Source organism: Mucilaginibacter sp. KACC 22063 (assembly GCF_028736115.1).
Classification (GTDB): domain Bacteria; phylum Bacteroidota; class Bacteroidia; order Sphingobacteriales; family Sphingobacteriaceae; genus Mucilaginibacter.
Genome location: NZ_CP117877.1, coordinates 4733604 through 4747030, shown reverse-complemented (window position 1 = coordinate 4747030; position 13427 = coordinate 4733604). Strand labels below are relative to the sequence as shown.

Here is a 13427-nt window from a genome sequence, read left to right as displayed (position 1 = left end):
CTGAAATTGCACAACTATCAGAGAGCATCCAAGCTTGTTCCACGAGAGCGTAGAGGAAACTTATTTTTTATAATTTAAAGCTATCAAAGTTTGATACATTAGGAGGATATTTTGATATATGGATTGGAGTTATAGTTCTATTTGGTTTGATCGGATTGAACCTCAAAAACAGGGAACAATCGACTTTAAGGAAAAAAAGACGCAGCTTTATATCAGTGAAAAGGAGTATCTAACAACCTGGTATATGAACAGCAAAGACAATGCTCTCAACTTGTTGCCAGCTTCGGATAAATTGCTATACCTTGAACTTAACTGGTCAAACATCCCAGATTTCCAACATATAAGCATGTTTCCTAATTTGAAAAGGCTTGAACTTCATTATTGTACGAAACTACAATCTGACAGAGAATTAAGTGAATTAGGAAATTCTTTGGAGCATCTACATATCAATCAGTCAAAGAAGTTTGGGGACATATTTGAGATTAGCCAATTAAAAAACTTGAAGGTATTGCGTTTAAATGATTGTGCTCCAATTGAAAGCCTCTCATTTATTAAAAGCCTTCCAAATCTTATTGACTTAAGGTTTGTGGGAACAGATGTTTTAGACGGCGATTTAACTCCAATTATTGAACACCCTTCCTTGAGAAGTGCTGGGTTTTCAAACAAACGTAATTTCAATTATAAAACGGAGAAAATCAACAGCATGTTAAGCCTGAAAGGTAGTGATTATAAAGAATTTGTCTTCAAAGGTGACTTCAAAACATTTAGATATAATGTCACTAATAGTTAATGACATTATATCGTTGGATGGTTTATTTTTAGAGGAAACCTTATAAACTAAAAAAAGCCTTCAGGTATTATCTGAAGGCTTTAATATATGCTTAGTAATTAAGATTACAGTTTGCGTTTTACTTCTACGTTTTCGTAAGCTTCTACAATGTCACCTACTTCAATGTTGTTGAAGTTTTGAATGTTCAAACCGCACTCATAACCTGCATTTACTTCTTTCACGTCGTCTTTGAAACGTTTTAGGGATGCCAGTTCGCCGGTGTAAATTACCACACCTTCGCGAATGATACGGATCTTGCTGTTACGTGTGATTTTACCATCAAGTACCATACAGCCGGCAATTGTACCTACCTTGCTGATCTTGAACGTTTCGCGGATCTCAACGTTGGCAACAATCTTCTCTTCGTATGTTGGCGCAAGCATACCTTCCATCGCAGCCTTGATCTCATTGATCGCATCATAGATGATCGAGTACAGACGGATGTCGATTTGCTCTTGCTCGGCAAGTTTACGTGCGCTGCCTGAAGGGCGTACCTGGAAACCGATGATGATCGCATCTGAAGCAGAAGCTAACAATACGTCTGAGTCAGAGATTTGCCCAACCGCTTTAGAGATAATGTTTACTTGGATCTGATCGGTTGACAGTTTCAGTAATGAATCTGACAAGGCCTCGATCGAACCATCCACGTCACCTTTAACAATAACGTTAAGCTCTTTAAAGTTACCGATAGCTAAACGGCGGCCAATTTCATCAAGTGTAATATGTTTCTGCGTACGTAAGCCCTGTTCGCGTTGTAACTGCAAACGTTTGTTGGCAATATCGCGGGCTTCGGTCTCGCTTTCAAGTGCATTAAATTTATCACCAGCTGTTGGTGCACCCTGCATACCCAGTACCTGTACCGGTGATGACGGGCCTACATTGTCAATCCGCTGGCCACGTTCGTTAAACAAGGCCTTCACACGGCCGCTGTAACAACCTGCTAAAATCGGATCTCCTACACGTAAAGTACCTGCCTGTACAAGTACAGTGGTTACAATACCACGGCCTTTATCTAAAGCAGCCTCAATAACAGTACCTACGGCACGTTTTTTAGGGTTTGCCTTAAGTTCAAGTATCTCCGCTTCCAGTAATACTTTTTCAAGCAATAGCTCAACGTTCATACCTGTTTTGGCCGAAATTTCTTGGGTTTGGTATTTACCGCCCCACTCTTCGACCAGGATGTTCATGCCAGCCAGCTGCTCACGCACTTTATCTGCATTAGCACCAGGACGATCCATTTTGTTGAATGCAAAAATGATCGGAGCATTGGCTGCCTGCGCATGGTTAATGGCCTCGCGCGTTTGCGGCATCACGCTATCGTCAGCTGCAATTACAATGATAACAATATCTGTTACCTGGGCACCACGTGCACGCATTGCGGTAAACGCTTCGTGACCCGGTGTATCCAGGAAGGTGATCTTGCCTTTATCGTTAGGCAGTTTTACCTCATAAGCACCAATGTGCTGGGTAATACCACCGGCCTCGCCGCCGATAACGTTAGTTTTGCGTATAAAGTCAAGTAATGAAGTTTTACCGTGGTCAACGTGGCCCATGATGGTTACAATAGGTGCACGTGGAATCAGGTCTGCTTCGTTATCTACTTCTTCCAGATCAGCCTCTTCATCCTCCGGCTTGACAAACTCAATCTGGTAGCCAAATTCTTCAGCTACTATGGTAAGCGTTTCAGCATCAAGCCTTTGGTTGATAGACACAAACATGCCCAGGCTCATACAGGTTGATATAACCTGTGTTACGCCTACATCCATCATCGAAGCTAACTCGTTTGCGGTAACAAACTCGGTAACCTTCAATACTTTGGATTGCATTTCCTGTTCCAATGCTGCCTCTTCTGCCGATGCTGCTATATCATCGCGTTTCTGACGGCGGAACTTTGCACGCTGTGCAAATTTACCAGATTTACCCGCTCCGCTTAAACGGGCAAGCGTTGCTTTAATCTGATCTTGTATTTCTTTTTCTGATGGTTCTTCTTTTGGCGTGGTTGGCGCATTGCGGTTTCCATAACCACCGGGGCGGTTGTTACCACCTCCGTTTTGTCCACCCTGACCAGGGCGGTTACCAAAACCAGGACGGTTGCCATAGCCCGGGCGATTGCCGCCTTGCTGCGGACCGCGCTGGTTATTGCCGCCTTGCCCTTGTCCCTGCCCTTGCTGGCCTTGTCCTCCCGGCTGTTGCTGGTTATTCTGACCTGGCAAATCTTTACGCTTACGTTTGCGTTTATGATCGGCGCTGTTTGAGTTTGAAGACGATGCTACAGGGCCTCCACGACGCGGCTCATTAACCGGCAGGGTGATCTTGCCAACAATGTTTGGTCCGCTAAGGCGTTGTGCCCTTGCGCGTATAACGTCATTGTCATCATGGGTTGGCGTAGTACCGGTTGTAGCGGCTGGTGCCTGAGCCGGTGCTGGCGTTGCAGTAGCTGGTGGCGGTGTTGCTGCAGGTTTTTCTGCAACAGGCTTAGCTTCTACCTGTGGTTCTGCTGGTTTAGCAGCAGGAGTTTCTGGTTGCGGTTTTGGCGCAACCGGTGCTTCTGTCTGTTTAACCGGTTCTGGCTTAACTTCTGCCTGCGGCACTTCGGGCTTGGCAGCAGGAGGTTCCGGTTGTTTAACCGGTTCTGGTTTAACTTCCTCGGCTTGTGGTTGTTTCGGCTCTTCCTTTTTAGGTTCAGGCGCTTTACCACTAAGGTTGTTAAGGTCAATTTTGCCAATAACTTTTACCCCTGGCAACGCATCACTGCGCTCGTTTGCCTGCTCTTCTGGTTGCGGTTTTGGCGCAGCAGTTGCAGCAGGTGTATGCGTGATGTTTTTGATCAGGATCTCTTCCTGTTCAAAATCACGGCCACGTGGCTTTTGTTCTAATGGTTTTTCAGGGTTTTGGCCAGGCTCATCACGGCGTATTTTGCCTATGTTGATTTGTTTGGCTTCTTCCTTCAGATATTTGTCAGCAGCAAATTCCTTTAACAATGTATTGTACATATCGCCATCCAATTTTGCGTTGGGCGATTTGTCGACCTTAAACCCCTTTGAGGATAAAAAGTCAACAATAGTGTTCATTCCAATGTTAAGCTCCTTTACTGCTTTAATTAATTTTATGGATTTGTCTTCTGACATTTAATATAACTTTCTTACTCTGGTATATTGCTGTATTGCAAAAATACGATTTTAATTCCGCTAAACCATTTTTATTCAAATTCGGCTTGCAGAACAGATAAAACGTCTTTAACTGTTTCTTCTTCAAGATCAGTACGTTTTACCAATTCGTTAACGGTTAAAGCAAGTACAGACTTGGCGGTGTCTAAACCAATGCGCTTAAATTCGTCAATGATCCAGCTATCAATTTCGTCTGCAAATTCTTCGATATCCACGTCCTCATCTTCTTCATCGGCTTCACGGTAAACATCAATTTCATAACCTGTCAATTTACCTGCCAATTTAATGTTGTGGCCGCCACGACCAATGGCTAACGATACCTGATCGGGCTTTAAATACACTGCAGCGGTTTTTTTCTCATCATCTAACTTAATAGATGTGATTTTTGCCGGTGATAATGCACGCTGAATGTATAATTGAATATTATTAGTGTAGTTAATAACGTCAATGTTTTCATTCTTTAATTCGCGTACGATACCGTGTATACGAGATCCCTTCATACCTACGCAGGCACCAACCGGATCTATACGGTCATCATAAGATTCAACCGCTACTTTAGCACGCTCTCCTGGTTCACGAACAATTTTCTTGATGGTGATCAGGCCGTCAAAAATTTCCGGAACTTCAAGCTCGAACAAACGCTGTAAAAACTCTGGGGCGGTACGGCTGATAATGATCTTAGGATTACTGTTCATCATATCCACCTTGCTTACCACAGCTTTAACGCTATCGCCTTTTTTGAAATAATCTGCAGGGATCTGCTCTGATTTTGGCAGCAATAATTCGTTGCCTTCATCATCAAGTATCAGGGTTTCTTTTTTCCAAACCTGATAAACTTCGCCTGTAACAATTTCGCCTACGCGATCTTTATATTTTTTAAATATTTCGTCTTTTTCAAGCTCAAGGATCTTTGATACCAGTGTTTGGCGTGCAGCTAAAATAGCACGGCGGCCAAAACTTTCCAGCGTAATCTGCTCTACAAATTCGTCGCCAACTTCAAGATCGGCATCGTGCTGATGTGCTTCGGCAAGCTCAATTTCCAGGTCATCATCTTCAGAAAAGCCGTCTTCAACCACCTGGCGCGTGCGCCAGATCTCAAGGTCACCGTTGTCGGTGTTTACGATAACGTCGCAATTTTCATCGGTGCCATATTTTTTTCTGATCATGCTTCTGAATACGTCTTCAAGCACGCTCATCATAGTTGGGCGGTCAATGTTCTTGAAATCTTTAAATTCCTGAAAAGAATCAATTAAATTAATACTGGTTGTGCTCATCTCATTTAAATGATATTAAAACCTTTGTTTCTGTAAGCTGGTTGAAAGGAAGCTGTACTTCCACTTCTTCCGCTTTTTTTCCTTTTATTTTTACTTTTTCAATAATGGTTATGCTATCAGCATCAACGGAGGTAAGCTGGCCTTCTTTTTTGGTACCGTCAACCATTTTTACGGAAACCTGCCTGCCAATGTTTTTCACAAACTGGCGGTGTTGCTGTAATGGGAAATCAATCCCCGGCGATGATACTTCTAAAGTGTAAGCGCTATCAATCGTGTTTTCTTCTTCAAGCATGTGGCCTACATAGCGGCTTACCTGCGCACAGGCATCAATACCTGCCCCCTGGTCGCCATCAAGCAAAATGGTTAATTTGCCATTTGGCTGCATGTTTACACTTACAATAAATAAATCGGGGCGTTCAATCTCAGCCAGTTTTTCTTCAGCCAGTTGTGTTACCCGCTTCTCGATATTCGTCATTCCTACCGCTTAACTGATAAACTAAAAAGAGGGGACAAACTGCCCCCTCTTTTCTGATAATGCAAATATAATAACTTTTATTTGATTTTCACATATTTACATATTCATATTGTCATGTTTTTTGTGATTGCCCATTTTCATAAGTGCCGGGCTAACACGTACATACACTTCAAATCCTACAGGTGCTTTGCCATATAATGGCTGTAATGCTGTTGGCGAAAAATTAAGTGTGCCCTGCAAGCCCATGCGCAAATCTGTGTTTTTATAGGTGGTAAGGATACGGTTTGCGCCAATTGTTAAGCCATTGATATTATAGTCGGGGTCAGCCCCTGCGGCAGAGTGGCTAAGGTCTAACTCGTCGGCATCTTTTTGCACATATTCGTATTTGCCGTAAAAAGCCGTTTTATGCCATTGCAGATTGCTTTCCAACAGGGCAGAAGGCAGGGTTTTGCCATTATCGCTGTAATGGTTTTGGCCGTATACAAACGTTGTGCTGATGAAACTGTCGTCGTTTAACATTTTGGTGTGAATTGCCGATGCGGTAAAACGGTCGACGTTTTGTTGCGGCTCCAGGTCTTCGGGGCAATGGATCCATCCGTTTGAAACCTGCAATGCCCAATTTTTGGTAGGGTTGTAAGATAACCGCACCGAATAGGAATCGAATCTGGGTTTGTCAAAATCATAACGGTGTTCATCCGGTTCGCGGCCGGTAAACACGGATCCTTCAATTTTTACATTGCTTACCCTGAAGCCCAAAGTTGCAACGCCAAAAGTGATGTGCGTCGCGTCGGCATAGTGGTGGCTTAATGGCGCATCAGGATTGCTCATTGCCGAAAGCCGGTGCATAAACACGGGCGGCCCTAAAGCCGGTTCGCCTGGGTAGCCGAACGAAGCATACAGATCCGTGTTTTTAGATAATGCCTGGGTGTAGGCTACGTTCAGCTCGGCAAAAAGATCATGCGGGTGCTGGCGGTCTACCAGTTTATGCCCCTTGTATGATTCGCCGGTTTGGTATAATAGCGGATAGCCATCTCCGCCTACAGTGAATGGATCTAATGATAGCATTCCGTTAAAAGCTAATAGCCCATTCTTGCCTATTTTTCGCTGTGTCATCCCCATCAGCATATTAGGCGCATCAAACTTTGAACCGCCTCGAGAGCCGGATTTAAACAGGTCCTGGTTATTGTAGCGCATAAAAACATCGCCATGGATCATAGTCATCCATTTTTTACCGTGTATCATGTAGGCGTAAATAGGTGATTCGTCAGGCTGCCATGAAGTTCCGGAGCCATCGCGGTTCATGAGCAAATTGCGGGAGAACTGGCTGCTCATCATCGTGCCCATATCATGCATGGGCATAGCCATGTGATTTGTGTGTGTTGTGCTATCTGCCATGTGTTGCATGTGCATCGGCTTTTTGCCGGTAGTATCCGGCATATTATGGTGCATGTGCTGCGCCGATACAGATGTAAAGGCAAACAATATCATGATATAAATTATGGCTTTCATTAGGTAGATTTTAAAAGATGTTGAACAAATTGTACTCTAAACGCAGCAGGTACATGTTTTTGCTATTACGCTGCATATCGTTATACAACGGTGTGCGGTATGAAAAATCGACCCTGAGCTGGCTGTTAAATATCAGTTGCACCGCTGGCGCCAAATCCACATAACTTTGACCGTAGCCGGGATTTGCTTTTCCCAGCAATTCTGCATAAATGTTTAGGTTTACCTGCTTGTAGCTGGTATAGTTTTTAGGCAGCAGCAGGTAACCTGCGGATAGCGACCAGCCGATGGCATTTTTAGCGTTAGCACCCGGCAAATTGTAATCAATATTATTAAAAGCACGCAGGTAACTTGCGGAACCCGACATGGCCAGCTTGTGCAATAATTGGGTAAACACTACGCCAGTTTGCAAGCCGCTGTTATCGCCTTCTAATGATATTTCCTGGTTAACTACAGGGTTGTTAATAGCCGCAACCTTGGCAAATACAGCCCCGCGGAAATGCCTTTGTACGGTATCAACAGACAGAAAGCGGTACTTGGCATAAGCGCTGCCGCCTTCAAAATGCTGGCCTTGCTGGTAAAAGTTAGACATATAGCCGCTGGCATGTACCATTAAGCTTTTACTGGCGCCATACATCAATTCAAGCGTGGTGCGGTTGCGAAAATCGGGTTTAAAGTAACCCTGGTTTTCCAGCCGGATACCCAAAGAGTTTGCTGCCATGTTGCTGGCTGGCTCTGTGTTTACATACAACTCCTGCGCATGCGTTACTGATGCCGACCATAAGATCAGCACCAGTATAAACAAGCGTTTCATTAGCCTTAAATGGTAACGTGGTAAATACGTGTGTTGCCCATTTTGCCAGTTTTATAGCAGGCAATAGGCTGAGCAGCGTATTTTTTATAGGTTGCCGCCGGAACAAAGTTTTTATCAAGCAGTGTTACGGCTACCGGCCCGTTAAGGGTTTTATCACCTACATTTAAGAAATGATAGGTATTGCCATTGTAGTTGAAATGGTAATTATTGCTTACCTCAGTATTATTAAAATCGAAAGTTGCTTTAAGGCTGTTAACCGCAAAACCGGCTGCCTGCACACGCTGGCTGATCTGGTCGAGGTTTACATCAGCGCCTTTTTTAAAGGTTATTACAAAAAGGTTATGGTCAAGATCTGCCTTAATGCCATCAATAAAAGTTAATTTCTTTAGTGATTTTTCGGTGGCGTTTGAGCACATAGAGCAGGTTAACCCGCTTACCTGTAGTTCGGCTTTGGTAAATTGTGCTTTGGCGGTAGTTATGGCAGCGATGAAAAGGATCGCAAATATTTTTAAGGTTTTCATTTTTCTGGATTTTGATAATAATTAAATGCATTACATGCATGGTGCATTTATAGCACATGCTTTAGATAAATGGGCAAATAATTAAGATCAGATCCGGAAGTTGCGGTTGATGAGATAAACCGGGGGTTGACTGCCTGATAAGGGTGGGCCACGGTCTGTAACGTTGTTTACGGCAGCAGCTTTAACCGCAGGTGCAATAACGTAAAACAAGGTCTGTGGCAAATCGGCAACAAAAACCTGCGCCGAAAATGTAGTTACAGAAGCTTGATGGCCGTCTTTTACCTTTAAATCGATGTGCTTGTCTTTACAGCACTTCATGGCCTTTACGGCTTTAAGCGGCGTACAGCTTTTAACGGTGGTATAAAGTTTTACAGAGGCAACCTGATTAAGGCAGTAGTGAAAGTTTAGTGCAACGCCCAACACGCTCACTGTATACAGTAAGGCCAGCAATGATACACTTATCTTTTTCAACATATTACAAATATAAAAGCAATTATGCTGTTAATCAAGTATTACCTATAAACGAAAAGCCTATCGGTTTATGATAGGCTTTTCAATAAATATATGCTGAAGCAGTATTATCTGCCAGATTGTTGTTTTGCTTCTTGTTTTAATTGATCGTTAGCTACGATTACAATTTCCACACGGCGGTTTTGCGCACGGCCAGATGCAGTAGTATTATCACCAATCGGCTCGCTTTCGCCTTTACCGGTTGTGCTTAAACGCGCAGCGCTCACACCTGAATTTGTAATGTATGATTTAACAGCTTCGGCACGGCGTACAGAAAGATCCATGTTATAGCTATCACTACCGGTATTATCTGTGTGACCGATGATCATTATATTGGTTTCAGGATTTTTTTGAAGTGATGCAGCAAGGTTTTGCAGGTTGGTTTGAGCAACTGGTTTTAAAGCAGTTTTATCTACATCAAACAAAATACCTGAGTCAAATTTCACGATGATACCTTCCCCTTCGCGAACTACAGTAGCACCCGGAACGGTTTGTTTAATTTCTGCAGCCTGACGGTCCATATTACGGCCAATGAAGGCACCAGCTGTACCACCTACGGCACCACCAATAATTGCACCTAATGCAGTGTTGCCCGCAGCTTTACCAATAAAAGCACCAACGGTACCACCGGCACCTGCGCCTATAGCAGCGCCTTTTTGTGTTTTGGTTAATGAGTTACAACCTGGGTTAACAATACTTGCAGCAGCTAATGTTACAGCGATAAAGGCTGTTTTAATATTCAATGTTTTCATTTTATAACGAATGTAAAGTAGTTAGAATAAAGTGTGATGTACAGTACAAACTAAATGCCAAATGGTTTACCGCTAATCCAGTAAATTGCACAAACAAAAAAAGGAAGGCGGTTAAGCCTTCCTTTGGTATGCTAATACAGCTTGATTTACAGATTGGTGCCACCTTGTGTTGGCGTTTGCTGTGGAGCTGGTAATTGTTGTTGCTGATCATCCGGCTCTGGTACGCTTACCACACGGTAGCTGGTTTTACCATTGCTTTTCACCTCTTCGAGGTAAATAAGGTCAGGAGTTACAAAAAACTTTTTACCGTTTAAGGTAATCTTGCGCGAACCTTCAGGCAGTTGATCGGTCATGTCGCCAACCTGCGGCATTGGTGGTGCCTGGTCAACGTTAGCATCGGGAGCAGTTGCGGTACTATCTTGATTATCCGGAGATACACTTTGATCGGTATTCAGCACACCATCGCGGCCAGCCACCATGTAAGCGGCCTTACCGTCGGGAGTAGTTACCGGTTTATAATATACACCATTAAATTCATAGTACTGGTTGCCATCAATGCTGATCGATTTAGCACCTGAAGGCAGTTCGGGAACTTCGGCACCCAGTGGTGGAGTTACCACCTGGTAACCGCTGTTGCCATAAGGCTGGTAAAATACGCCACCATAGTAAAAATACGGATCAGCGCCCCACATAAACGGATAGTAGCCATAAGGCAAAACACCTAAGCGAAAGCCGAGGCTTGGATAACCCCAGGGCCTGTAATAGCCGTATCCTAAACCTACACCAATACCAACTCTTGGAGCAAAGCGCATGCCGCCATAAAAGCCAGAGCTTCTAACAGCTACACCGCCACGGAAGCCACCGCCTCCGCCAACACCGCCGCGGAACCCAACACCGCCCCGCATACGTTGCGCATTGGCATCAGAGCCAAGTGCAAAAACCAGCAAACCTGCGAAGGTTAAGCTTGCCAGTGATTTATAGATAGTTTTCATGATATATTTTATAAAGTCTCTTTTTTACAAAAAAATTATAACAGCTTAACTAAAAAGCCTTTATTTAGACAATAAATGTACCTGTAAAGTTTAATTCACTTAACGAAAAAAGTGTTAAATTTTGAAGAATAGATGAATTTTGTCACTATTTAACATTTGAAGAGAAATAATACCCAAAAGCAATCAACCAAACAATTCATAATATGAGTTTTCAAGATCAGATCAGGTCGCTGTTTGTAAGTGAAGACCAGATACCCGAGCAGTTCAGGATTGAGGAGCTGCACCAGCGCGAATACCTGAGCAATGGTGAAATGAAACAGTGGGATGGCGAGGTAACCGAAGTTTACTCGCCGGTATGTATCCCAACATCCGAAGGTTTAAAACGTAAACTGATAGGTACTTACCCTATTGGCACTGAAAAGGAAGCAGTGGAGGCGCTTGATGCTGCTGTTAAAGCATACGATAACGGGCGAGGCGAATGGCCAACCATGAGTGTGGAAGGCCGCATAAAATGTATGCAAACCTTTGTATACAAAATGATAGAGCAGCGCGACCTGGTGATTCGCCTTATTATGTGGGAAATCGGTAAATCGCACGCTGACTCTACCAAAGAGTTTGACCGTACCGTCGACTATATCAACCTGACCATTGATGCACTTAAAGAGCTTGATCGTAAATCATCGCGGTTTGAGATTGCAGAAGGTATTGTGGCACAAACCCGCCGCGCACCTATCGGCGTAGTACTTTGTATGGGGCCGTTCAACTATCCGCTTAACGAAACCTATACTACCCTGATCCCTGCCATTATTATGGGTAACACCATCCTATTTAAACCTCCGAAACATGGTACGCTTGTGCATTACCCATTGCTGAAAGCTTTCCAGGAGTCGTTCCCTAAAGGTGTGGTGAACACTGTTTATGGGCGTGGGGCAAATGTTACACCGGGCTTAATGGCTACAGGCAGCATTAATGTATTGGCATTTATTGGGTCGAGCAAGGTGGCAAACGATTTGAAAAAGCGCCATCCGAAAATTAACCGTTTACGTGCAGTGTTGAGTCTTGATGCTAAGAACGCGGCCATTGTAACTAAAAATGCCGATCTGCAGCTTGCCGTTAATGAATGTATTTTAGGTTCGCTGTCGTACAACGGGCAACGTTGTACAGCAATCAAGATCATCCATGTGCATAAAGAAGTAGCCGATGAGTTTTTAAAGCTGTTAAGCGAAGGCATTGCCAAACTTAAAACAGGTATGCCCTGGGTGAGCGGCGTAAACCTTACACCCGTTGCCGAACCAGGCAAGCCAGGCTATTTAAAAGAATGTATTGAAGATGCTGTTGCCAATGGCGCACATGTTGTTAACGAAAACGGCGGCGAAACGGTAGAATCATTTGTTTACCCGGCAGTTGTTTATCCGGTTAATGAAAAAATGAAATTGTACCGCGAAGAGCAGTTTGGCCCGGTTATCCCGGTGCTGCCATTTGAATCTATCGAGGAGCCGATAGCATACCAGATTAATTCGCCGCATGGTATGCAGGTCAGTATTTTCAGTAATGATGCACAGGAAATTGCAGCATTGATTGATCCGTTTGTAAACCTGGTAAGCCGTGTAAATATTAACAGCCAGTGCCAGCGCGGCCCGGATGTGTTTCCGTTTACCGGCCGTAAAGACAGCGCCGAAGGTACATTATCAGTTTACGATGCCTTACGCTCTTTCTCTATCCGCTCACTGGTGGCTACCAAAATGAATGAAACCAATAAGAACATTTTAAATCAGATTATAAAAGACCACGACTCAAACTTCCTGAGCACGGATTTTATATTTTAGTTGGCTCATTATTCAATCAGATATGTCATTGCGATCCGCCTTCGGGCGGAGAAGCAATCGCCGATGTGTAAAAGTTAGTTATTGTTAGGGGATTGCTTCGTTCCTCGCAAAGACATAAGCGGTTAACCCCACCTAAATCAGCAGGGATGTCATGTTGAGGTTCTCGAAACATAAAGCGTTGGACAACAATGCCGCACTTCGAGGCCCTCAGTGTGACATTGTTGTATAGGAAAATTAAAAATTATCCTTGTCTTTGGTCTCCATTACAATGGTAACCGGGCCATCATTCACAAGGCTGATCTTCATATCGGCACCAAAAATGCCTGTTGCTATTTTTTTGCCCAACAATGCTTCAAGCGCTGCAATCATTTCTTCGTAAAGCGGTATGGCATGCGGTGGCTTGGCAGCCCGGATAAACGACGGACGGTTGCCCTTTTTGGTTTGAGCAAACAGCGTGAATTGGGAGATCAGCAATATATTTCCGTTAACATCAGCCAGTGCTTTATTCATCAAACCGTTCTCATCGCCGAAAATGCGCATGTTAACTATCTTTTGAGCCAGCCATTGCAGGTCGTCCATGGTATCGGCATCTTCAATGCCTAATAAAACCACAAAGCCATTATTAATTTCGCCGGTAATATTACCCTCAATTTTGCATGATGCGCTGGTTACCCGTTGTATTACTGCCCTCATATATTCCTGAATAAAAATGCAAGATAACAAACAGCAGATTGTGATCCCGAACGCATGTTATAAACAGT

The 13427-nt window shown here is 43.7% G+C and carries 12 protein-coding genes; 2 read left to right on the top strand and 10 right to left on the bottom strand.

The window, feature by feature from the left end; all coding sequences use genetic code 11:
* Window positions 1-118 precede the first annotated feature (118 nt).
* Window positions 119-790 (top strand): leucine-rich repeat domain-containing protein, encoded by a 672-nt coding sequence (locus PQ461_RS20815; RefSeq protein WP_274207494.1) that lies wholly within the window; start codon window positions 119-121, stop codon window positions 788-790.
* A gap of 104 nt (window positions 791-894) precedes the next feature.
* On the opposite strand, the gene infB is transcribed toward PQ461_RS20815, so the two are convergent.
* The 9 genes from infB to PQ461_RS20770 form a co-directional block, all read right to left on the bottom strand.
* Window positions 895-3957 (bottom strand): translation initiation factor IF-2, encoded by a 3063-nt coding sequence (gene infB / locus PQ461_RS20810; RefSeq protein ID WP_274207493.1) that lies wholly within the window; start codon window positions 3955-3957, stop codon window positions 895-897.
* A gap of 71 nt (window positions 3958-4028) precedes the next feature.
* On the bottom strand, window positions 4029-5270 hold the full coding sequence (nusA, locus tag PQ461_RS20805) for a transcription termination factor NusA (RefSeq protein WP_274207492.1): 1242 nt from the start codon (window positions 5268-5270) through the stop codon (window positions 4029-4031).
* Window position 5271: 1 nt separating this feature from the next.
* Window positions 5272-5745 carry a ribosome maturation factor RimP gene (rimP, locus tag PQ461_RS20800; RefSeq protein ID WP_274207491.1) on the bottom strand — a complete coding sequence of 158 codons (474 nt, stop codon included), beginning with the start codon at window positions 5743-5745 and terminating at the stop codon, window positions 5272-5274.
* A gap of 96 nt (window positions 5746-5841) precedes the next feature.
* Window positions 5842-7254 (bottom strand): hypothetical protein, encoded by a 1413-nt coding sequence (locus PQ461_RS20795; RefSeq protein WP_274207490.1) that lies wholly within the window; start codon window positions 7252-7254, stop codon window positions 5842-5844.
* A 10-nt stretch (window positions 7255-7264) separates the two neighbouring features.
* The gene (locus PQ461_RS20790; RefSeq protein ID WP_274207489.1) at window positions 7265-8065 is read right to left on the bottom strand and encodes a hypothetical protein; all 801 of its coding nucleotides are present in this window, start codon (window positions 8063-8065) and stop codon (window positions 7265-7267) included.
* A gap of 5 nt (window positions 8066-8070) precedes the next feature.
* On the bottom strand, window positions 8071-8586 hold the full coding sequence (locus PQ461_RS20785) for a heavy-metal-associated domain-containing protein (RefSeq protein WP_274207488.1): 516 nt from the start codon (window positions 8584-8586) through the stop codon (window positions 8071-8073).
* An 87-nt stretch (window positions 8587-8673) separates the two neighbouring features.
* Window positions 8674-9060, bottom strand: coding sequence for an HYC_CC_PP family protein (locus PQ461_RS20780; RefSeq protein ID WP_274207487.1), 387 nt, complete (start codon window positions 9058-9060; stop codon window positions 8674-8676).
* A gap of 104 nt (window positions 9061-9164) precedes the next feature.
* Window positions 9165-9848: a YiaD family glycine zipper/OmpA-like lipoprotein gene (locus tag PQ461_RS20775; RefSeq protein WP_274207486.1), complete on the bottom strand. Its 684-nt coding sequence runs from the start codon at window positions 9846-9848 to the stop codon at window positions 9165-9167.
* Between the two features lie 146 nt (window positions 9849-9994).
* On the bottom strand, window positions 9995-10840 hold the full coding sequence (locus PQ461_RS20770) for a DUF6515 family protein (protein ID WP_274207485.1): 846 nt from the start codon (window positions 10838-10840) through the stop codon (window positions 9995-9997).
* Window positions 10841-11043: 203 nt separating this feature from the next.
* On the opposite strand from PQ461_RS20770, the gene PQ461_RS20765 reads away from it, so the two are divergent.
* Window positions 11044-12666 (top strand): NADP-dependent glyceraldehyde-3-phosphate dehydrogenase, encoded by a 1623-nt coding sequence (locus tag PQ461_RS20765; protein ID WP_274207484.1) that lies wholly within the window; start codon window positions 11044-11046, stop codon window positions 12664-12666.
* Window positions 12667-12900: 234 nt separating this feature from the next.
* Here the strand turns inward: PQ461_RS20765 and dtd are convergent, their stop codons facing one another.
* Window positions 12901-13359, bottom strand: coding sequence for a D-aminoacyl-tRNA deacylase (gene dtd, locus PQ461_RS20760; RefSeq protein ID WP_274207483.1), 459 nt, complete (start codon window positions 13357-13359; stop codon window positions 12901-12903).
* Window positions 13360-13427 lie beyond the last annotated feature (68 nt).

Excerpts from the sequence above, each read along its gene's own strand:
- PQ461_RS20770 (WP_274207485.1), bottom strand. The coding sequence starts at position 10,840 with ATGAAAACTATCTATAAATCACTGGCAAGCTTAACCTTCGCAGGTTTG.
- PQ461_RS20765 (WP_274207484.1), top strand. The coding sequence starts at position 11,044 with ATGAGTTTTCAAGATCAGATCAGGTCGCTGTTTGTAAGTGAAGACCAG.
- rimP (WP_274207491.1), bottom strand. The coding sequence starts at position 5,745 with ATGACGAATATCGAGAAGCGGGTAACACAACTGGCTGAAGAAAAACTG.
- infB (WP_274207493.1), bottom strand. The coding sequence starts at position 3,957 with ATGTCAGAAGACAAATCCATAAAATTAATTAAAGCAGTAAAGGAGCTT.
- PQ461_RS20815 (WP_274207494.1), top strand. The coding sequence starts at position 119 with ATGGATTGGAGTTATAGTTCTATTTGGTTTGATCGGATTGAACCTCAA.
- PQ461_RS20790 (WP_274207489.1), bottom strand. The coding sequence starts at position 8,065 with ATGAAACGCTTGTTTATACTGGTGCTGATCTTATGGTCGGCATCAGTA.
- nusA (WP_274207492.1), bottom strand. The coding sequence starts at position 5,270 with ATGAGCACAACCAGTATTAATTTAATTGATTCTTTTCAGGAATTTAAA.
- PQ461_RS20785 (WP_274207488.1), bottom strand. The coding sequence starts at position 8,586 with ATGAAAACCTTAAAAATATTTGCGATCCTTTTCATCGCTGCCATAACT.
- PQ461_RS20795 (WP_274207490.1), bottom strand. The coding sequence starts at position 7,254 with ATGAAAGCCATAATTTATATCATGATATTGTTTGCCTTTACATCTGTA.
- PQ461_RS20775 (WP_274207486.1), bottom strand. The coding sequence starts at position 9,848 with ATGAAAACATTGAATATTAAAACAGCCTTTATCGCTGTAACATTAGCT.
- dtd (WP_274207483.1), bottom strand. The coding sequence starts at position 13,359 with ATGAGGGCAGTAATACAACGGGTAACCAGCGCATCATGCAAAATTGAG.
- PQ461_RS20780 (WP_274207487.1), bottom strand. The coding sequence starts at position 9,060 with ATGTTGAAAAAGATAAGTGTATCATTGCTGGCCTTACTGTATACAGTG.